The organism is Neisseria bacilliformis, assembly GCF_014055025.1.
Taxonomy (GTDB): domain Bacteria; phylum Pseudomonadota; class Gammaproteobacteria; order Burkholderiales; family Neisseriaceae; genus Neisseria; species Neisseria bacilliformis.
In genome coordinates, this window is sequence record NZ_CP059571.1 from 2,351,354 (window position 1) to 2,370,940 (window position 19,587).

At 60.8% G+C, this 19,587-nt stretch carries 19 protein-coding genes and 2 tRNA genes; 7 read left to right on the forward strand and 14 right to left on the reverse strand.

Annotated elements, in window-relative coordinates:
• Nucleotides 1-14: 14 nt before the first annotated feature.
• From H3L91_RS11450 to purD, 6 genes are all read right to left on the reverse strand, one after another.
• A complete protein-coding gene (locus tag H3L91_RS11450; protein WP_007341133.1) occupies nucleotides 15-2,111 on the reverse strand; it encodes a prolyl oligopeptidase family serine peptidase in 2,097 nt (698 codons plus the stop codon).
• A 123-nt stretch (nucleotides 2,112-2,234) separates the two neighbouring features.
• Nucleotides 2,235-3,656 carry a cysteine--tRNA ligase gene (cysS, locus tag H3L91_RS11455; protein ID WP_040659211.1) on the reverse strand — a complete coding sequence of 474 codons (1,422 nt, stop codon included), beginning with the start codon at nucleotides 3,654-3,656 and terminating at the stop codon, nucleotides 2,235-2,237.
• A 10-nt stretch (nucleotides 3,657-3,666) separates the two neighbouring features.
• Nucleotides 3,667-3,945, reverse strand: a complete 279-nt coding sequence (locus H3L91_RS11460) for a type II toxin-antitoxin system RelE/ParE family toxin (RefSeq protein WP_007341135.1) — start codon at nucleotides 3,943-3,945, stop codon at nucleotides 3,667-3,669.
• Nucleotides 3,935-4,195: a hypothetical protein gene (locus H3L91_RS11465; RefSeq protein WP_007341136.1), complete on the reverse strand. Its 261-nt coding sequence runs from the start codon at nucleotides 4,193-4,195 to the stop codon at nucleotides 3,935-3,937. Before H3L91_RS11465 ends, H3L91_RS11460 begins: the two co-directional genes overlap by 11 nt.
• A gap of 71 nt (nucleotides 4,196-4,266) precedes the next feature.
• Nucleotides 4,267-5,415 (reverse strand): GTPase ObgE, encoded by a 1,149-nt coding sequence (gene obgE, locus H3L91_RS11470; protein WP_007341137.1) that lies wholly within the window; start codon nucleotides 5,413-5,415, stop codon nucleotides 4,267-4,269.
• Nucleotides 5,416-5,734: 319 nt separating this feature from the next.
• The gene (purD, locus tag H3L91_RS11475) at nucleotides 5,735-7,003 is read right to left on the reverse strand and encodes a phosphoribosylamine--glycine ligase (RefSeq protein WP_040658421.1); all 1,269 of its coding nucleotides are present in this window, start codon (nucleotides 7,001-7,003) and stop codon (nucleotides 5,735-5,737) included.
• A 141-nt stretch (nucleotides 7,004-7,144) separates the two neighbouring features.
• On the opposite strand from purD, the gene lptB reads away from it, so the two are divergent.
• From lptB to H3L91_RS11500, 5 genes are all read left to right on the forward strand, one after another.
• Entirely contained in the window at nucleotides 7,145-7,879 is a 735-nt protein-coding gene (gene lptB / locus H3L91_RS11480; RefSeq protein WP_007341139.1) for an LPS export ABC transporter ATP-binding protein, read from the forward strand.
• Nucleotides 7,880-7,900: 21 nt separating this feature from the next.
• Nucleotides 7,901-9,250, forward strand: a complete 1,350-nt coding sequence (gene rpoN, locus H3L91_RS11485; RefSeq protein WP_007341140.1) for an RNA polymerase factor sigma-54 — start codon at nucleotides 7,901-7,903, stop codon at nucleotides 9,248-9,250.
• 58 nt (nucleotides 9,251-9,308) lie between these two features.
• Nucleotides 9,309-9,656: a ribosome hibernation-promoting factor, HPF/YfiA family gene (gene hpf, locus H3L91_RS11490; protein WP_007341141.1), complete on the forward strand. Its 348-nt coding sequence runs from the start codon at nucleotides 9,309-9,311 to the stop codon at nucleotides 9,654-9,656.
• A gap of 118 nt (nucleotides 9,657-9,774) precedes the next feature.
• Nucleotides 9,775-10,638, forward strand: a complete 864-nt coding sequence (locus H3L91_RS11495) for a YoaK family protein (RefSeq protein WP_040659213.1) — start codon at nucleotides 9,775-9,777, stop codon at nucleotides 10,636-10,638.
• A 71-nt stretch (nucleotides 10,639-10,709) separates the two neighbouring features.
• Entirely contained in the window at nucleotides 10,710-11,390 is a 681-nt protein-coding gene (locus H3L91_RS11500; RefSeq protein WP_007341143.1) for a YiaD family glycine zipper/OmpA-like lipoprotein, read from the forward strand.
• Nucleotides 11,391-11,713: 323 nt separating this feature from the next.
• Here H3L91_RS11500 and H3L91_RS11505 read toward each other — a convergent pair whose 3' ends face one another.
• The 3 genes from H3L91_RS11505 to rnr all read right to left on the reverse strand — a co-directional run bounded on the left by H3L91_RS11505 (nucleotide 11,714) and on the right by rnr (nucleotide 15,225).
• On the reverse strand, nucleotides 11,714-12,073 hold the full coding sequence (locus H3L91_RS11505) for a type II toxin-antitoxin system VapC family toxin (protein WP_007341145.1): 360 nt from the start codon (nucleotides 12,071-12,073) through the stop codon (nucleotides 11,714-11,716).
• A gap of 58 nt (nucleotides 12,074-12,131) precedes the next feature.
• The gene (locus H3L91_RS11510; RefSeq protein WP_007341146.1) at nucleotides 12,132-12,404 is read right to left on the reverse strand and encodes a type II toxin-antitoxin system prevent-host-death family antitoxin; all 273 of its coding nucleotides are present in this window, start codon (nucleotides 12,402-12,404) and stop codon (nucleotides 12,132-12,134) included.
• A 166-nt stretch (nucleotides 12,405-12,570) separates the two neighbouring features.
• Nucleotides 12,571-15,225, reverse strand: a complete 2,655-nt coding sequence (gene rnr / locus H3L91_RS11515) for a ribonuclease R (RefSeq protein WP_050783128.1) — start codon at nucleotides 15,223-15,225, stop codon at nucleotides 12,571-12,573.
• A 72-nt stretch (nucleotides 15,226-15,297) separates the two neighbouring features.
• Between rnr and H3L91_RS11520 the strand changes: the two genes are divergently transcribed.
• A tRNA-Leu gene (locus H3L91_RS11520) sits at nucleotides 15,298-15,384 on the forward strand.
• A 28-nt stretch (nucleotides 15,385-15,412) separates the two neighbouring features.
• Nucleotides 15,413-15,499: transfer RNA gene (locus H3L91_RS11525), tRNA-Leu, on the forward strand.
• Between the two features lie 513 nt (nucleotides 15,500-16,012).
• On the opposite strand, the gene H3L91_RS11530 is transcribed toward H3L91_RS11525, so the two are convergent.
• The 5 genes from H3L91_RS11530 to H3L91_RS11550 all read right to left on the reverse strand — a co-directional run bounded on the left by H3L91_RS11530 (nucleotide 16,013) and on the right by H3L91_RS11550 (nucleotide 19,560).
• Nucleotides 16,013-16,486 (reverse strand): hypothetical protein, encoded by a 474-nt coding sequence (locus H3L91_RS11530; protein WP_040659217.1) that lies wholly within the window; start codon nucleotides 16,484-16,486, stop codon nucleotides 16,013-16,015.
• 217 nt (nucleotides 16,487-16,703) lie between these two features.
• A complete protein-coding gene (gene cysK / locus H3L91_RS11535; RefSeq protein WP_007341151.1) occupies nucleotides 16,704-17,636 on the reverse strand; it encodes a cysteine synthase A in 933 nt (310 codons plus the stop codon).
• Between the two features lie 114 nt (nucleotides 17,637-17,750).
• Nucleotides 17,751-18,350, reverse strand: a complete 600-nt coding sequence (locus tag H3L91_RS11540) for a hypothetical protein (RefSeq protein WP_007341152.1) — start codon at nucleotides 18,348-18,350, stop codon at nucleotides 17,751-17,753.
• Nucleotides 18,347-19,210 (reverse strand): diaminopimelate epimerase, encoded by an 864-nt coding sequence (gene dapF, locus H3L91_RS11545; protein WP_007341153.1) that lies wholly within the window; start codon nucleotides 19,208-19,210, stop codon nucleotides 18,347-18,349. Before dapF ends, H3L91_RS11540 begins: the two co-directional genes overlap by 4 nt.
• Nucleotides 19,211-19,329: 119 nt before the next feature.
• Nucleotides 19,330-19,560 (reverse strand): HP1242/YdcH family protein, encoded by a 231-nt coding sequence (locus H3L91_RS11550; protein ID WP_007341154.1) that lies wholly within the window; start codon nucleotides 19,558-19,560, stop codon nucleotides 19,330-19,332.
• Nucleotides 19,561-19,587: the final 27 nt, after the last annotated feature.

Below are 19,587 nucleotides of genomic sequence, written 5' to 3' on the forward strand. Positions count from 1 at the left end.
TTGTTGTCGGCGGGCTATTTTTTGTTGCCCAGTTTCTGCCACAGGAAGGCGTAGGCGAGGGTGTTCATGTGCGCCTGCTGTTTGCTGTTGGCCGCGCCGCCGTGGCCGCCTTCGGTGTTTTCGTAATACAGCGCGTCTTTGCCTGCCGCTTCCATTTTCGCCATCATTTTGCGCGCATGGCCGGGGTGGACGCGGTCGTCGCGGGTGGAGGTGGTAAAGAGTACCGGCGGGTATTTTTTGGCGGGGTCGAAGAGGTGGTAGGGCGAGAAGGTGCGGATATACGCCCATTCTTCGGGTTTGTCGGGGTCGCCGTATTCGGCCATCCATGATGCGCCGGCCAGCAGTTTGCTGTAACGCTGCATGTCCAAAAGCGGCACTTGCACGACCACCGCGCCGAAGAGTTCGGGATATTGGGTAATCATGTTGCCCATCAAGAGGCCGCCGTTGCTGCCGCCTTGTGCGCCGAGGTGTTCGGGCGAGGTGATTTTGCGCGCGGCGAGGTCGCGGGCGACGGCGGCGAAGTCTTCATAGGATTTGTGGCGGTTTTCTTTGAGCGCGGCTCTGTGCCATGCGGGGCCGTATTCGCCGCCGCGTATGTTGGCGACAACGTACACGCCGTGGCGGCCTGTTTGGTCGGTGCGCTCGAGCCATGCGCGGCCGACCGTGCCGGAGTAGTGCGGCGGCATGGACACTTCAAAGCCGCCGTAGCCGTAGAGCAGCGTGGGGTTTTTGCCGTCGGCTTTGAGGTTTTTGTGGGCGACGAGGAAATAAGGCACGCGCGTGCCGTCTTTGCTCACGGCAAAGTATTGTTTGGCGGTGTAATCCGCTGCGGTGAAGAAGGCGGGCGCACTTTTGAGTTTTTCAGACGATCCGGCCGCGTCGGCAAGATAGAGTGTGTCGGGTTGGGTGTAGCCGCCGACGGTCAGCCATACTTGGTCGGAATTGTCTTCGTCAACTGCGCTCGCGTAGATTTTGCTGTTGTCGGGCAGGTCTTTGATGCCGCCCTGTTTCCATTGCTTGCGCTCGTCTAGGACGACGATGCGGTTTTTCACGTCGTGCAGCAGGTTGAGCACGACATGGTTTTTGGTCCACACGGCCGCGTCGAGCGAGGTGTGGGCATCGGGCTCGAACAGGACGGTGATGTCGCGTTTGCCGCGCATCCATGCGTCGAAATCGGCCACCAAATACGAGCCGGCTTTGTAGGTTTTGCCGTTCAGCGTCCAGTCTTCGCGCGGGCTGAGGGTGAGATAACGGCGCACCACGCCTTTTTTCACGGAGTTCGGCACGTCTTCGATTTTTTTCAGACGACCTTGGTCGAGCAGATAGAGTTCGTCGTTGTAAAAATCGATGGTGCGGTAAACGAAATCGCGTTCAAAGCCTTTAGCGTGGTCGCGGGCGGCGGAGGCGGACATGTCTTTTTGTCCGGCCGCAAAGATTTTCTGCGCGGATGCCATCGGCGTGCCGCGCGTCCAGATGCGCACTTCGCGCGGATAGCCGGAATCGGTGAGGCTGCCCGCGCCGAAGTCGGTGGAAACGAAGACGTGGTCGCGGTCTATCCAGCCGAGCGAGCCTTTGGCTTCGGGGCGGTAAAAGCCGTTTTCGACAAATTTTTTGCTGTTCAAATCAAATTCGCGGGTAACGTCGGCATCCGCCCCGCCGCGCGAGAGGCTGACGAGGCAGCGGCTGTAATCGGGTTTGAGGCAGTCTGCGCCGTGCCACACCCAGTTTTCTTTTTCTTGGCGGTTGAGCGCGTCGATGTCGAGCAGCACTTCCCATTTTGGGTTCGGTTTGCGGTATTCGGCCGGCGTGGTGCGCCGCCACAAGCCTTGCTGGTGCTGCGCGTCGGTCCAGAAGTTGTAGTAGTAGTTGCCGCGTTTGGAAACATAGGGAATTTTGCCCTGCGCGGTCAGCACGCCCATGATGTCGGCCTGCATTTTGGCAGAGTCGGCGGTCATTAATTGCTGTTCGGCGGTTTGGTTGCGGCTTTTGACCCATTTGAGGGCTTTTTCGCCGGCTATGTCTTCGAGCCAGAGATGGGGGTCGGCCTGCCCGGCGGCGTGGGATGTGGCGGCCAGTGCGGCCAGGGTGATGGCGGACAGGTTTTTTTTCATGGGTTCTCCTGATTGCAGGCTTGCCGCGTTGTGCCTGCATGGTAGGCGGTGTTTTTCTGATGGATAAAAAAGGCCGTCTGAAAACCGGTTTCGGGTTTTCAGACGGCCTCAGTTTACAATGCCTTAACCTCTGCGCCAAGTCGTTATGCCCGCGCTATCTTCGAGAATAATATTTTGCGCAGTGAGCAGGTCGCGGATGCGGTCGGATTCCGCCCAGTTTTTATCGGCGCGCGCCTGTTTGCGCATGGCAATCAGGTTTTCGATTTCTTCGTTGGAGAGGCCGTCTGAAGCCGTGCCGCCTTGTAAAAATTCGGTCGGATCGCGTTGCAGCAGGCCGATGATGCCGCCGAGGGCTTTGAGGCAGCCGGAGAGTGCCGCGTCGCGGGTTTTGTTGACTTCGCCCGCCAGCTCGAACAACACGGCTACGGCTTCGACCGTGCCGAAATCGTCGTTCATCGCGGCGTAGAAGCGGCGGGTGTAGTTATTGGCCGTTTCGCTTAATGCAAACCCGGCGGGCGGGGTGTTTTTCAGCGCGGTGTAAAGACGGGCGAGCGCGCCTTTTGCGTCGTCCAGATGCGCGTCGGAATAATTCAGCGGGCTGCGGTAGTGGGCGCGGAGGATGAAAAAGCGCACGACTTCGGGGTCGTATTGTTTCAACACATCGCGGATGGTGAAGAAATTGCCCAGCGATTTGGACATTTTTTCGCCGTCCACGCGGATAAAGCCGTTGTGCAGCCAGTATTTCACATGGCTGGCCACGGGTTTGCCGTGGTGCGTGAGCGTGTGGTCGTGGCCGCAGGTATGGCCGCTTGCGCCGACGCTTTGGGCGATTTCGTTTTCATGGTGGGGGAACTGCAAATCCGCGCCGCCGCCGTGGATGTCGAAGGTGTCGCCGAACAGGTTTTCGCTCATGGCCGAGCATTCGATGTGCCAGCCCGGGCGGCCTTGTCCCCACGGGCTTTCCCATGCCGGTTCGCCCGCTTTGGCGGCTTTCCACAGCACGAAATCGAGCGGGTCGCGCTTGAAGCCGTCCACTTCCACGCGCTCGCCCGCGCGCAAATCATCGAGCGATTTGCCGGAGAGCTGGCCGTAGGCGGGAAACTCGCGCACGGCGTAATACACGTCGCCGTTGGCGGCGGGGTAGGCTTTGCCTTTTTGAATCAGCGATTCGATCATGGCAATCATCTGCGGGATGTTTTCCGTAGCCTTGGGTTCGAGGTCGGGGCGCAGCACGCCCAGCGCGTCGGCATCTTCATGCATGGCGGCGATAAAACGCGCGGTCAGCTCGCCGATGGTCTCGCCGTTTTCAGCGGCGCGGGCGATGATTTTGTCGTCGATGTCGGTGATGTTGCGCACATAAGTGAGCGGATAACCGCATTCGCGCAGCCAGCGGGCAATCATGTCAAATACCACCATCACGCGGGCATGGCCGAGATGGCAGTAGTCGTAAACAGTCATGCCGCACACGTACATGCGCACGTTGGCGGGGTCGATGGGGGAGAAGGCTTCTTTTTGACGGGTGAGGGTGTTGTAGAGGTTTAGCATGGGTTTTGTATTAATCGTGTAGTTGTCGTGTTGATTTGACGGATAAAACCAATAATGTATCATTTTGTGTTTCGTAAACAATCCGGTATTTGCCGTGTATCGGAAACAGCTCTCGGGTGTTTGGAATCAGGCCAGGTTTACCCATGTGCGGATTGTCGGCAGCAATGCCGAGTAATCTGTCAAATTCATCCAAATATTTGATAGCACTTTGCGCACCTGAAAAATCGGCGACTCGATCCAATACAGCCGCCAAATTATCGGCTGCCTCGGCCGACCATTTAATTTCCACTGCCGTCTGCTTTTTCATTCAGTATCTGCCGCACGCGACTAATGGCTTCTTCATGCGAAAGCGTACGGCCTGCGGCGATGTCTTCGCGCCCGCGTGCGACTGAGGCGGCCAGTTCTTCATATTCGCGCCTTTGCTCGATATAGCTGTCGAACATTTTCAGCAGCAGGCTGCTGCGGCTTTCTCCGGTTTCTTGTTCTAATTTGACCAATGCGGCAGCGCGGCCGGCATTGAGTTCTATTTGGGCACGCATGTTATTCCTTTGTTTTTAAAAAGGTCGTCTGAAACACAATAACAAATTTTTCAGACGGCCTCAATTGGCATTCACTCCGCCTTCAACACCGAAGTATCGGTTTTCGGCTGTGCGGCGGTGATGTCGGCGGCGGCTTTCCCGGCGGCTTCTGCTTCGGCGGCGAGGCGTTTTTTTTCGGTGAGGTAGCGGCCGATCTGGTGTACCAAGTCCTGCGTGCCCTGATGGGTTAACGCGCTGATTTTAAAGAGGCGCGGGGTGTGCATGTCGAACTCGAAGCGGTCGTCGGGGGCGGGGTAGTCCCAGCCGACGGTTTCGAGGAAGGCGGCGGCACGCTCTTGGGCTTCTTCTTCGCTGAGCATGTCGAGTTTGTTTAACACGAGCCAGCGGGGTTTGTCGAAGAGTTCTTCGTCGTATTTGCGCAGTTCGTTGATGATGGCGAGGGCTTCGGCGGCGGGGTCGGTTTCTTCATCAAAGGGGGCGAGATCGACCACGTGCAGCAGCAGGCCGGTGCGCGAGAGGTGTTTGAGGAAGCGGTGGCCGAGTCCTGCGCCTTCGGCCGCACCTTCGATCAGGCCGGGGATGTCGGCCATGACGAAGCTGTGGTTTTCGTCGAGGCGGACGACACCGAGATTGGGGTGCAGTGTGGTAAAGGGGTAGTCGGCGATTTTGGGTCGGGCGGCGGAAACGGCGGTAATCAGGGTGGATTTGCCGGCGTTGGGCATGCCCAGCAGTCCGACATCGGCCAAGACTTTGAGTTCGAGCATGAGCGAGCGGGCTTCGCCTTCTTCGCCGGGGGTGGACTGTTTGGGGGCGCGGTTGACGGACGATTTGAAGTGGATGTTGCCGAGGCCGCCTTTGCCGCCGCGTGCGAGGCAGACGCGCTGGCCGTGGTGGGTGAGGTCGGCGACAATTTCGCCGGTGTCGATGTCGCGGATGAGCGTGCCGACGGGCATTTTGAGGGTGATGTCGTCTGCGCCTGCGCCGTAGCGGTCGGAGCCGTGGCCTTTTTCGCCGTTTTCGGCCTGATAGCGTTTGACGAAGCGATATTCGACGAGGGTGTTGGTGTTTTCGTCGGCTTCGGCGTAAACGCTGCCGCCGCGTCCGCCGTCGCCGCCGTCGGGGCCGCCGCGCGGTACGAATTTTTCGCGGCGGAAACTGGTTGCGCCGTTGCCGCCGCGTCCTGCGGCCACTTCGATTTTTGCTTCGTCGATGAATTTCATGTTTGGCTTTTCTCTGTGTTTTTCAGACGGCCTATACTGTGTATGAGGCCGTCTGAAAAGGGATGGTTCGGCAGGGTGTGTTGAATTCGACTTTTGCAGCGGATTTTGCGTCATAAAACGGCAGATGCAAGGCGCAAATGCGAGCCTATGCCGTCCATTGCGGGTATTTGCAACGCGGCAGATGCCATTTCAGGGCGTAAAAGCCGCCAAAACGTTGATTGTCAACACACCCTGGTATTGCAGGCCGTCTGAAAACCGTGTTGCGGCGCGGAAAAACCATGCCGCCGCGTTTTTCAGACGGCCTCTTTGCTTTATGCGCTCAACGGCCTATGGCTTTGGCGGCAATGTCTTTGCGGTACTGCATACCGTCGAAGCGGATTTTTTGCACGGCCTGATAGGCGGTTTGCTGCGCCTGTTCCACGGTGTCGCCGAGACCGACGACGCAGAGGACGCGCCCGCCGTTGCTGACGGTGTGGCCGTCTGAAAGGGCGGTTCCGGCGTGGAAGACTTTGCCGGTTTCGTTGGCCGCGTCTATGCCTTCGATAATGTCGCGTTTGCGCGGGCTGTCGGGGTAGCCTGCGGCGGCGAGGACGACGCCGACGGCGGTTTGCGGCTTCCATTGGGCGGTCGCTTCGTTCAGACGGCCTTCGATGCCGGCCTGCACGAGGGCGGCGAAATCGCTGTCGAGGCGGCTCATCACGGGCTGGGTTTCGGGGTCGCCGAAGCGGCAGTTGAACTCGATCACCGAAGGCGCGCCGGACGCGTCTATCATCAGGCCGGCATAAAGGAAGCCGGTAAACGGGATGCCGTCGGCCTTCATGCCGCGCACGGCGGGGAGGACGATTTCGTCCATCACGCGGCGGTAGACTTCGTCTGTTACCACGGGGGCGGGGCTGTACGCGCCCATGCCGCCGGTGTTGGGGCCTTTGTCGCCGTCGAGCAGGCGTTTGTGGTCTTGGCTGGTGGCCATCGGCAACACGTTTTCGCCGTCGCACATCACGATGAAGCTGGCTTCCTCGCCCTGCAAAAAGTCTTCGATCACCACGCGCGCGCCCGCTTCGCCCATTTTGTTGGCCAGCAGCATATCGTCTATCGCGGCGTGCGCTTCGTCTTCGTTCATGGCGACAATCACGCCCTTGCCCGCCGCGAGGCCGTCGGCCTTGATGACGATGGGCGCGCCTTTTTCTTTCACATAGGCATGGGCTTCTCCGGCGTTTTCAAAGGTGCGGTATGCGGCTGTGGGGATGCCGTGGCGTTGCATAAAGGCTTTGGCGAAGTCTTTCGAGCTTTCAAGCTGCGCGGCGGCGCGGGTGGGGCCGAACACCGGCAGGCCGGCGGCGCGGAAATCGTCCACAATCCCCGCCGCCAGCGGGGCTTCCGGGCCCACCAGCGTGAAGGCGATTTTTTCGGCGCGGCAAAAGGCAATCAGCCCCGCGTGCGGCAGGAGCGGCACATTGCGCAGCTTTGGCTCGACGGCCGTGCCCGCATTACCGGGCGCAACAAAAACGGTTTCCACATCGGGAGACTGCGCCAGCTTCCAGGCCAGCGCGTGTTCGCGGCCGCCGCCGCCGATAACGAGCAGTTTCATGTTGCAACATCCTCTTGAAAACAGGGGGAACGCGCGATTATAGCCCATTTGCGAAAGGCCGTCTGAAAAGCCGCCGCAGGTTTTCAGACGGCCTGAAAACACAGTACAATAAAGACATATCAATAAAAAATCGAACAGCCTATGCCAGCCGACACCAGCCGCCTGATTGCGCGCAATCTGCAAAAATCCTTCAAAAAACGCCAAGTCGTCAAAGATTTTTCGCTCGACATCGAAAGCGGCGAAGTCGTCGGCCTGCTCGGACCCAACGGCGCGGGCAAAACCACCAGCTTCTATATGATTGTCGGCCTGATTGCCGCCGACGCCGGCAGCATCACCCTCGACGGGCGAGAGCTGCGCCACCTGCCGATACACGAACGCGCGCGCTTGGGCGTGGGCTACCTGCCGCAGGAAGCGTCCATCTTCCGCAAAATGACGGTGGAACAAAACATCCGCGCCATCCTCGAAATCAGCATCAAAGACAAAGGCCGCATCGAAGCCGAACTCGAACGCCTGCTTTCCGACCTCAACATCGAACGCCTGCGCCGCAGCCCCGCCCCCGCCCTCTCCGGCGGCGAGCGGCGGCGCGTCGAAATCGCCCGCGTGCTGGCCATGCAGCCGCGCTTCATCCTGCTGGACGAACCCTTCGCCGGCGTCGACCCCATCGCCGTCATCGACATCCAGAAAATCATCGGCTTCTTAAAAGAACGCGGCATCGGCGTGCTCATCACCGACCATAACGTGCGCGAAACCCTGCGCATCTGCGACCGCGCCTTCATCATCAGCGACGGCGCGGTGCTCGCCACCGGCCGCCCCGAAGAGCTGGTGGACAACGAACAGGTGCGCGCCGTCTATCTCGGCGAAAACTTCAACTATTAAAACAGTTATAAAAAACACATTATGAGCGGACAATCCTTCCACCTCAAACTCAAACAAACGCAGCAGCTCAACCAGGGCTTGCAACAGTCGCTGCGCGTGTTGCAGATGTCCGGCCTCGAACTGGAACGCGAAGTGGACGACTGGTTGCAGGACAACCCCCTGCTCGAAAGGCGCGAACCGGCCGACGACGGCACACTCGAACCCGCCCGCCTCTCCGCCGCCGTCTCCTCCCGCAACCAAATCGGCGGCGACGAAGCCGAAGACGTGTGGGCGACCATCGCCGACGAAGAAGACTTCAACCGCTACCTGCATAACCAAGTCTGCGAACACCCCCTCAGCGACGAAGAAGCCGCCCGCGTCCACATCCTCATCGACTTCCTCGACGAACAGGGCTACCTCACCGACAGCATGGAAGAAATCATCGACCACACCCCCCTCGAATGGATGCTGGACGAAGACGACATGCACGATGCGCTGGAAAAACTGCAAAGTTTCGACCCCGCCGGCGTGGGCGCGGCCGACCTGCGCGAATCCCTCCTGCTGCAACTGCAACGCCTGCCCGCCGACCCCGTGCGCCGCTGCGCCGGCAAAATCGTCAACCGCTTCCTCAACGAACTCAACGGCAGCCGCCGCAACATCGCCAAATTCAAAAAAGAACTGCCCGATTTTCCTGCCGCCACCATCGAAGCCGCCCTCGAACTCATCACCACCCTCAACCCCTACCCCGCCTACGGCTTCGCCGCCGCCGAGCCCACCGCCTTCGTCCAGCCCGACGTCTTCGTGCGCGAAGGCGAACACGGCTGGGAAGTGTCCGGCAACGAACGCGCCTGGCCCAGCCTCACCCTCAACACCGAGCTGGCCGACGCCCTCAAAGAAGACGGCATCAACGAAATCTGGCGCGAAAAAATCCAGGAAGCCCGCCAGAAAATCGACAGCCTCGAACTGCGCAAAAGCACCGTCGTGCGCCTGGCCGAATACATCGCCGCCAAACAGGAAGACTTCTTCGACTTCGGCGAAATCGGCCTCACCCCCATGCTGATGAAAGACGCCGCCGCCGCCCTCGGCCTGGCCGAAAGCACCGTCTCCCGCGCCGCCGGCAACAAATACCTCGCTTGCCCGCGCGGCCTGTTTCCGCTACGCTACTTCTTCACCCAGGCCGTCAACGCCGAAGAAGGACAGGAAGGCAACAGCCAAACCGCCGTCAAAGCCGTCCTCGCCCAACTCATCGAAAAAGAAGACAAAACCCGCCCCCATTCCGACGAAGCCCTCGCCGCCCTGCTCAAACTACAAGGCATAGACATCGCCCGCCGCACCGTCGCCAAATACCGCGAAGCCCTCGGCCTGCCCGGCGCGCACCGGCGCAAAATATAGTTTTCATGCCGTCTGAAAACGGTTTTCAGACGGCCCAACCCACCGAAGGAGTAAAACTATGAACCTGAAAATCACCGGTTTGAATTTCGATGTAACCGAAGCCGTCCGAGAGCACGTCGCCCTCAAACTCGAGCGCATCAGCCGCCACGCGGGCAACCTGATTTCCGTAACCGTTACCCTTTCGCTGGACAAGCCCAACCACAAGGCCGAGGCCGACGCCCACCTTTCCGGCAAAAACCTGCACGTCGAAGCCGTCGAAGGCGAAAACATGTACGCCGCCATCGACGTGATGATGGACAAACTCGACCGCGCCCTCATCAAACACAAAGAAAAAAGCCACAACGTGCGCGGCGCGGGCAAACCCGCCGCCGAAGAAGCCGACGCGGCGGAAAACGCGGAAGAATAAGCCGTAACACATCATGAGGCCGTCTGAAAAACTGTTTTCAGACGGCCTCTTCCGCTGTTCCGAGTGCCCCGCTTTGATTAAAATCCCGCTTTTTTCCGCCAACCCGCCCCGTGCCGACATGCAACAGCCGCCGCAACCGCCCCAAACCCGCTACCGCCCCTACAAACCCCACACCCAACCCTTCTGGCAGGCCGACAAACCCTACCTGCACGACGGCCAGATCACCGACGGCCGCTTCCGCGCCCTCGGCTACATCATGTCCTTTATCGCCGGCGCCATCAACGCCGGCGGCTTCTTCGCCGTGCAACGCTACACCTCCCACATCACCGGCGCGATGTCCGGCGCGGCCGACGCCGCCTTTCTCGGCGACTGGGAAGGCGCGCTCGTCCCCCTCGCCGTCGTCATCGCCTTCCTCCTGGGCGCGGCGCATTCCAACTGGACCATCCTCTGGGCCAAACGCCACCGCTTCCGCAGCGGCTACGGCCTCTCCATGTGGCTGGAAAGTTTCTACCTGCTCGTCTTCGGCCTGCTCGGCGTCGCCCTCTCCCACTACGGCAAAATCTTCGTCCCCCCCACCCTCCTTCTGCTCTGCTTCATCATGGGCATGCACAACACCGTCCTCACCGTCCTCTCCGGCAGCGTCATCCGCTCCACCCACATGACCGGCACCGTAACCGACCTGGGCATCGAACTTGCCAAAGTCCTCTACTACCGCCGCAGCGACAACCCCCGCCTGCCCGACGTGCGCGTCAACAAACCCAAAATGCGCCTGCTGCTCACCCTCCTGGCCGCCTTCTCCTGCGGCGGCTTCATCGGCGCGTGGGGCTACCACCACCTCGGCTACCACTTCACCCTGCCCGTCTCCGCCCTCCTCCTCCTCTTCGGCGCAGGCTCGGTCGGCTACGACGTCAAACTGCGCTGGCGCATCTACTGGCGGCGCAAAAAACGCCCGAACGGCAAACACGGCGTAATATCAAGTTAAGGCCGCTTACCCGCCACGCTAAGTCCCGCTATATTCCGCAAGTTTTCAAACCCACCCCGAAAGGACAACCCATGAAACCCTTCACCACCCTCACCGCCGCTGCCGTCGCCTGCACCCTCGCCCTCAGCGGCTGCATCACCTACGCCGACGGCACCCAGAAAGCCAGCAAAACCGCCATGTACGGCCTCGGCGGCGCGGCCGTGTGCGGCATCATCGGCGCACTGAGCCACGGCAGCAAAGGCGCGCGCAACTCCGCCCTCGCCTGCGGTGCAGTCGGCGCGGGCGTAGGTGGCTACATGGACTACCAAGAGAAAAAACTGCGCGAAAACCTCGCCAACACCGGCGTGGACGTCCAACGCAGCGGCGACCAAATCAAACTCGTCATGCCCGAAAACGTAACCTTCGCCACCGGCAGCGCCACCCTCAGCACCAACGCGCAAAACGCCCTCGCCGCCGCCGCGCAAACCCTCACCCAATACCCCGACACCACCCTGTCCATCAACGGCCACACCGACAACACCGGCTCCGACGCCATCAACGCCCCCCTGTCGCAACGCCGCGCCCAGGCCGTCGCCAGCTTCCTGCAATCGCGCGGCGTAAACGGCAGCCGCCTGGCCACCTACGGCCACGGCTCGCGCCAGCCCGTCGCCAGCAACGCCACCGCCGAAGGCCGCGCGCAAAACCGCCGCGTCGAAATCCTGATCAACCCCGACCAAAACGCCGTCCGCGCCGCCCAGCAGCAAATCCGCTAGGACGTGTTGACAATCAACATGCCCCAGACCCGCGCCGCAAACGCAAAAGGCCGTCTGAAAACCTTGAAACGGGTTTTCAGACGGCCTTTTGACACTTACGTAGGGTGTCGCCCCAAGGCGACGCACACGTTCCCCGCCGCATCACGGATTTCCGCCATGCCACGGGCAACCCGCCGAAACCGCGTGCGTGGCTGCGCCACACACCCTACTGATGCGCCGAACATGGGCGGCAGACAACAGGAGGCCGTCTGAAAACCTGAAAACGGGTTTTGGCTGCGCCGAAGCTACGCTTTCAGACGGCCTTTTTCCGATACGGAGGCATTTCAGGCAAAAGGGTTAAACAACCGCACGCCCGTCCGCTCGAAATCTGCGGTGTTGCGCGTTACCAATATCAAACGGTGCTGTTTGGCCGTCGCCGCTATCCATGCGTCGTTTTCCGGGCTTTTGTCGGGAATGTGCAGGGCGGTGCATATGGCGGCGGTGTCGGCATCTATCGGGAGAATCCGCCCTGAAAATGCGGGTTTGACAACTTCGTCCAGCCAGCGGCGCAATACCGCCCCTTGCGTCTTGTCTTTGCGCTCCATGCCCAAAACACCTCGTTCCAATTCCATTATGACGACTGCGCTGGTGTAAAAGACATTTTGTCCTTTGCCTGCCAGCCAAGCCTTAAAGGCTGGATTCATGCGTTCGGACGGCGTGTTTCGCTGATGGCATTGGTATCCAGCAGATACATTAGATACATTATTCAAACTCCGCAGGCCGGCGTTGCGCCCGGCTGCGCGGGCGGATTTCAAACTCTATGTCTGCCATTTCGGCAGCCAAATCCGCTGCCGGAGTCAGCGCATCCAGCATACTTTTGACGGTTTGCCCTGCCGCCAGCCGCGCATATTCCGCATGGCTCATCAATACCAAATCGGATTTGCCCCTGTTGGTTATCGGAACGGGAGCGGTATGCGCGGCCTTTTGTACTTGACCGGTACTCCGGCTAAATTCCCTACTGCTGTAAATCTTCATGGCGCGGCCTTTCCGTATCAATGTCGGTACGGAATTATACGGCATCCGACAGCGTGTAAAGCATTCAGGCGAAGCGGAGGGGCAGACGTTTGAAACGCTTAAAGGCCGTCTGAAAACCCGTTTTACCGGTTTTCAGACGGCCTTTTTGCATGGCAGGGCGGCGGGTTCAGCGTTTTTTGCCGTCTGCCGTTTTGCCGCTGCTGCGGTTTTTGGCCGTGCTTTTTTTGCGGCGTTTGGCGGCGGGGTTTTGTTTCCCGCCGTCTGCAGGGGCGGTTTCGGCGGGGGGCGGGGTGGGGGCGGGTTTGCCCGATACAAGGGTGATTCTGCCGTTTACGGTGGCCAGTACGCGGGCGGTTTTTGCCGTTTGGCTGCTTGGTTCGGGCTCGCGGGCGGCGGGGGACGGGGTTTGCGCCGCGCCTTCGGCGGTTTTGGCTTTGCAGGGGCGGGTTTTGCCGCTTTGGTTTTCGGATTCGGCGGCGGGGGATTTTTCAGACGGCCTCTTGGTGGCGGTATCGGGCGGGGCGGCGGGAGTTGGGGCTTGGCCGCCGTTTTTGCTTTTTTCAGACGGCCTTTCTGTGTTTTCAGACGGCTTTTGTCTGCCTGCGGCGGCGTTTTTGTTTTTGCCGCGTTTGGTTTGGCCGCCGGTAACGAGGGTGAGGTCGATTTTGCTGGTGTCGAGGTCGGCGCGGGCGACGCGGACGGTTACGCGTCCGCCCATTTCAAAGCGGATGCCGCTGCGTTCGCCTTCGATGCGCATGGCTTCGGGGCGGTAGTTGAAATAGTCTTCGCCCAGGTCGCTGATGTGCACCATGCCTTCGATGTGGATGCCGTCGAGGGTTACGAAGAGGCCGAAGTTGGCCATGCCGGTGATGCGGCCTTCAAACACTTCGCCGACTTTGTCGCGCATGTAGTAGGTTTTGAGCCAGCTTTCCACGTCGCGGGAGGCTTCGTCGGCGCGGCGTTCGCAGGCGGAGGTGTGGACGGCGGCTTCGTTCCAGGAGGGCGGGGCGTATTCGCCGCCTTCGAGCAGGGCGCGGATGGCGCGGTGCACCATGAGGTCGGGGTAACGGCGGATGGGGGAGGTGAAGTGGGCGTAGTGTTCGTAGGCGAGGCCGAAGTGGCCTTGGTTTTCGGCTTCGTAAACGGCCTGCTGCATGGAGCGCAGGAGCATGGTTTGGATGAGCTCGCGGTCGGGGCGGCCGGCGATTTTGTCGGAGAGTTCGGCGTAGTCTTTTGGGGTGGGTTTGTCGCCGCCGCCGAGGGCGAGGCCGAGCAGGGCGAGTTGTTCGCGCAGGGCGGCGAGTTTTTCGGGGGTGGGGCCGAGGTGGTTGCGGAACAGGGCGCGGCGTTTGTGCGCGAGCAGGAAGTCGGCGGCGCAGACGTTGGCGGCGAGCATGCATTCTTCGATGAGTTTGTGCGCGTCGTTGCGCTCTACGGGGATGATGCGTTCGATTTTGCCGTTGTCGTCGAACAGCATTTGTGTTTCGACAGTTTCAAATTCCATCGCGCCGCGCTGGCGGCGTTTTTTGTGCAGGATTTGGAAGAGTTTGTAGAGGGTTTCGATTTGGGCTTTGTGCGGGTAGTCGCCGCCGGCTTCGATGTTTTGCCAGACTTGGTCGTAGGTGAGGCGGGCGTGGGAGCGCATTACGGCGGGGTAGAAGCGGTAGGCTTTGATGTTGCCGGCGTAGGTTACGGTCATGTCGCACACCATGCACAGGCGTTCGACTTCGGGGTTGAGCGAGCAGATGCCGTTGGAGAGGTTTTCCGGCAGCATGGGGATGACGCGGCGGGGGAAATAGACGCTGGTGGCGCGTTCGTAGGCGTCGCGGTCGATGGAGCTGCCGGGGCGGACGTAGTGGCTGACATCGGCGATGGCGACGACGAGGCGGTAGTTGCGGCCTTGTTTTTCGGCGTACACGGCGTCGTCGAAGTCGCGGGCGGTTGCGCCGTCGATGGTGATCAGCGGCAGATCGCGCAGGTCTTCGCGGCCTTTGCGCTCGGCGGGGCGGACTTTGTCGGGGATTTTGGCGGCGGATGCGGCGCATTCGGGCGAAAATTCGTGCGGCAGACGGTGTTTGCGCACGGCGATTTCGATTTCCATACCGCTGTCGGCATAGTCGCCCAGCACTTCCAGCAGTTTGGCCACGGCGGGCTGGTGGTTGTGCGGATAGCTTTCGATGCGGGCGGAAACGACCTGCCCGGGCTGCGGCTTGAACGCGGCCACGGAATCGGGTTCCAAAATGACGGACTGGCACAGCCGCTTGTCTTCGGGCTCCATAATCGCCACGCCGTGTTCGATGTAGAAGCGGCCGACCACTTCGGTTTGCGCCCGTTCGATGATGTCGAGTACCTGCCCTTCGCGGCGGCCGCGCCGGTCGGTGCCGGCGGGGCGCACGGTGATAATGTCGCCGTGCATCAGGTCGCGCATTTCGCGCTCGTACAACACGAAATCGGCCTGCTTGGGCTGCTTGTCGAGCGGCACGGCGAAACCGAAGCCGTCTTTGTGCGCTTCGACGCGGCATTTGACCAGTTCCAGCTTCTGCGCCGCGCACACCGCGCCGCGCCGGTTGATCAGCACCTGCCCGTCGCGCGCCATCGCTTTGAGGCGGCGTTCAAAGAAAACATATTCGTCTTCTTTCACCGACAACATGGCCGCCAGCGCGGGCATGCCCAGTGGCACGCCTTCTTTTTCGATGATCTCGATGATCCATTCGCGGCTGGGCAGGGGAAATTCGTAACGCTGCCGCTCCCGCGCGAGGAAGGGGTCTTTTTCGCGCAGGTTTAATGCGTTATCTTTTTTCTTGGTTTTTCTCATTGACATTCTTTCGGCGGAATATATAATGCGCGGATTCGGTCGGACGTTACTTTAACGCAAGACGGTTCTTAAAGCAAAGCCCGGGTGGCGGAATTGGTAGACGCGCCAGCTTCAGGTGCTGGTATCCTCACGGGTGTGGAAGTTCGAGTCTTCTCCCGGGCACCAAACGCTGCTTTAAGAAGAAAAACAGATTGCCCAGGTGGCGGAATTGGTAGACGCGCCAGCTTCAGGTGCTGGTATCCTCACGGGTGTGGAAGTTCGAGTCTTCTCCTGGGCACCAGACATAAAAAACAGCCCCGCTTTGCGCGGCTGTTTTTTTCGCCCGCCGTTTGGCCGCCGCTTTCGGACGGCCGTGTTTTATATTGCAACACAATAAAAGCACACACTTGCACCGGCAACAGGAACGCGGCTCATAAAGCAGGGCGTGCCGCTCCTGCGGCGCACGCGTTCTTTATTGCGCAGGCCGTCTGAAAACCGCGTTTTGCAGTTTTCAGACGGCCTTTTTGCTGCGTGCGGATTTGTGTTTGAAGCGGCCGTTATCGAAACGGAAACCGCGTGCGTGGCTTGCGCCGCCCACCCTACCTTGGCGGCAGAGGCCGTCTGAAAACCGCAAAACGGGTTTTCAACCAAGGCGGCTTGGGTCGAGACCCGACAATCGCGCATCCCGCCCCGCTGATGTTGGGTTTGCAACCCAAGCTACCTGCTGCTGTCCCAAAGCGGCGCGGTTTTTACCACACAAAGGCCGTCTGAAAACCGTAAAGCGGGTTTTCAGACGGCCTTTTCAAACGGCAAATCAGTGCAGTGGCGGCAGTCCCATCAGTTCGTTGAGGAAGTTGGCGAAGGCGGGGTTGGCGGGTTTGTTCTGCATGTGCGGCCAGCGGGTCTGCCAGCCTTTGAGGGCGTTGCCGATGTATTGTTTGGACTGGCTGCTGTTGATTGCGCCGCGCTGGCTGTCTACGGCGGAGCGCAGGTACACGTCGTACACGCTGTCGTCGACGGGATTGTTGCCGACCAGGCGGATGCGGAAGCGGTTGAGCTGCTGGGCGGCCTGGACTTTAGTGATTTTGCCCTGCCCCACCTGGTCGCTGAGGCGGGTGGCTTCGTCGCGGATTTTGGCCACGTCCGCCCAGTGGCTCGCGGCGAGGCGGTAGGTGCCGGGTTGGCTTTGGACGGCGGGGGTCGGGCGTTTGCCCATGCCGGGGATGACGGTGGTTTCGCAGCCGACGAGGGCGGCGCAGGCAAGCAGGACGGGAAGGTATTTTTTCATGGCGTTATCGACTCTCTGTTGCAGGATGTTCCGGTGTGCGCCGCCGGCGGGCGCGCAGGCGGCGCAAAATACCATATTGCGCTGCGGGTTTACAAGTTTTATCAAACGAAGGCAGGCAGCCGGTGGGTTCCGGCTGCCTGCGTTGCGGCGGAATGCGTTAGAACCTGTTTGGTGTCTCTGACACGGCCGCTGCCGCGCAGAGACGCCGAACAGGTTCTTATGCGAGGTCGGCAAACAGGGGGGTGGACAGGTAGCGTTCGCCGTAGGAGGGGATGAGCACGACGATGAGTTTGCCCCGGTTTTCTTCTTTGGCGGCAAGCTGCAACGCGCTCCAAATGGCCGCGCCGGAGGAAATACCGACAAGGATGCCTTCTTTTTCGGCGGCGGCGCGGGCGGTGGCGAAGGCGTCTTCACCGGTTACGCGGATGACTTCGTCGTAGATTTTGGTGTTGAGGATGCTGGGGATGAAGCCCGCGCCCAAGCCCTGGATGGGGTGGGGGCCTTTTTCGCCGCCGCTCAATACGGGCGAGGCATCCGGTTCGACGGCAACGATTTTCACGCCGCTTTTGCGCGATTTGAGCACTTCTCCCACGCCGGTAACGGTGCCGCCGGTGCCGACGCCGGCCACGAAGATGTCAACCTGGCCGTCGGTGTCGCGCCAGATTTCTTCGGCGGTGGTTTTGCGGTGGATTTCGACGTTGGCAGGGTTGTCGAACTGGCGGGGCATGAAGTAGGTGTCGGAATTTTCTTCCACCAGGGCTTTGGCGCGGGCGATTGCGCCGTTCATGCCTTCGGCGGCGGGGGTGAGGATGAGTTCGGCACCGAAGGCACGCAGCAGCATTTTGCGCTCTTTGCTCATGCTTTCGGGCATGGTGATGACGAGTTTGTAGCCGCGCGCGGCGCAGACCATGGCCAGGCCGATGCCGGTGTTGCCGCTGGTGGCTTCGACGATGGTGGTGTTTTTGTTGATTTTCCCTTCTTTCTCAGCCGCTTCGATCATGGCTTCGGCGATGCGGTCTTTCACGCTGCTGCCGGGGTTGAAGAATTCCAGTTTGGCGACAACGCGGCCGGGCAGGCCTTCGGTGAGGCGGTTGAGCTCGACCAGCGGGGTGTTGCCGATGAGGTCGGTGATGTTTTTTGCGATGTTCATGATGTTTCCTTGCGTTGAAAAAGGGGATTGGGGCGGCATGGTAAGAGAAGGCCGTCTGAAAACAAAATAATTTCTTGGCGCGGCGCGGCAAACTAAAAGTTATAAGAAGCGGTTTCAGAATGCGCCCGGCCACAGCGCGGCGGCAGCGTAAGCGGTTTGCGCCACGAGCGTCAGCAGCAGCCCGGCCTGTATCCCGCGCACGGAAAACGCGGCCATCGGGCGGCCGTCGAAGCGGCCGTGCAGGGCGGACACGGCCATCAGCAGCAGCTGCATGGCCAGCCAGTAAACGGGTTGCAGCAAGGCAAGGTCGGCAAGCACCGGCAGCAGGCGCGGCGACAGGCCGTCCGGCCAGGCCTGCCACACCAGCAGCAGCACAAGGGCGTGCGCCAGAGCCATCGCCACGCACGAGGAGGCGAACAGCACGGGCAGCGGGCGCACTCCGGCTTCGTAATACGCGCCGTCTGCCGCGCGGCGGCCGTTCAGCAGCAGGAACAGCAGGCAGGCGGGGGCGATGTAAAGCTGCGGCATATAAAGGAAAACAGTGGAAGTCGGCGAGAGAAAGCCCGGCAGCAGCCACGCGCCCGCGCGCCCCGCCAGCAGCCAGAGGAACAACGCCGCCAACAGCCACGAGAGGCGGCGGCTTTGCGCCACGGCGGCCAGAAACAGCAGCACATAGGCGGCGGCGCAGAACAAGTCGGGGCGGATGATGCTCATCGGCCGCTTTCTTGGTAGGAAATCACGCCGTCGAACACGGTTTGCGCCGGCCCGGTCATCATCACACTGCCGCCTTCCCGCCAGCTGATGCGGAGGCGGCCGCCCGGCAGCGACACTTCCACCGGCTCGCCCGCAGCCAGCAGGCCAAGGCGCACGCCGTGCACCACCGCCGCGCACGCGCCCGTGCCGCAGGCCTGCGTTTCGCCCACGCCGCGCTCGAACACGCGCAGGCGGATGCGGTGCGGGTCGAGCACCTGCATAAAGCCGATATTGGCTTTTTCGGGAAACTGCGGATGCGTTTCCAAAGCCGCGCCCAGCGTGGCGACGGGCGCGGCGTCGGTGTCGTCCACCGTCAGCACCGCGTGGGGGTTGCCCATGTTCACCAGCCCCACGGACACGGCCGCGCCGTTGGCGGCGATGTCGTGGCGCAGCGCGTCCTCGGCCGCACCTTCGGCGGGCAGGAAGGGGATTTCAGACGGCCTCAGGCGCGGTTTTCCCATGTCCACCGTAACTAGGCCGCCCTCTTCCAGCTTGGGCACGATGATGCCGCGCGCGGTTTCCACCACGATTTCGCGCTTGTCGGTCAAGCCCTTGTCGGCCACGAAGCGGGCGAAGCAGCGCGCGCCGTTGCCGCACTGCTCCACTTCGCCGCCGTCGGCGTTGAAAATGCGGTAGCGGAAATCGGCCTCGGGCGAGACGGGTTGTTCCACCAGCAAAAGCTGGTCGAAACCGATGCCGGTGTGCCGGTCCGCCCACGCGGCGATGGGCGCGGCGGCGGGGTCGAAGGGCTGCGAGATGCCGTCGATAACGGCAAAGTCGTTGCCCAAACCGTGCATTTTGGTGAATTTCAAAACGGCCATAACGGATTCCTGAACGCCTTGTTGCAAACCGCACCGCAGGGTTGCCCGAACGGCGCGTGTGTCGGTACAAAAGGCCGTCTGAAAATATTTTCAGACGGCCTCAAAGCCTGATACGGAGACTATTTGCCTGCGGCTTCGGCTTTTTTCAGCAGATCGAAAAGCTGGTCTTTCAGAGCCAGTTTTTTGATTTTCAGCGCGTCGATTTCGTCCTGCGCGGACACGCTGGCGACGGGGTCGTTTTCCAAGCCGGAGATTTTGTCGTCCAGCTCGTTGTGTTCTTCAAAAACACGGGCAAAATGGGGGTCTTCCTGTTTCAGTTTGGAAATCAGATCGCGGTATTCGGGAAACATAATTCGTCCTCATTTATGTAATTGGCG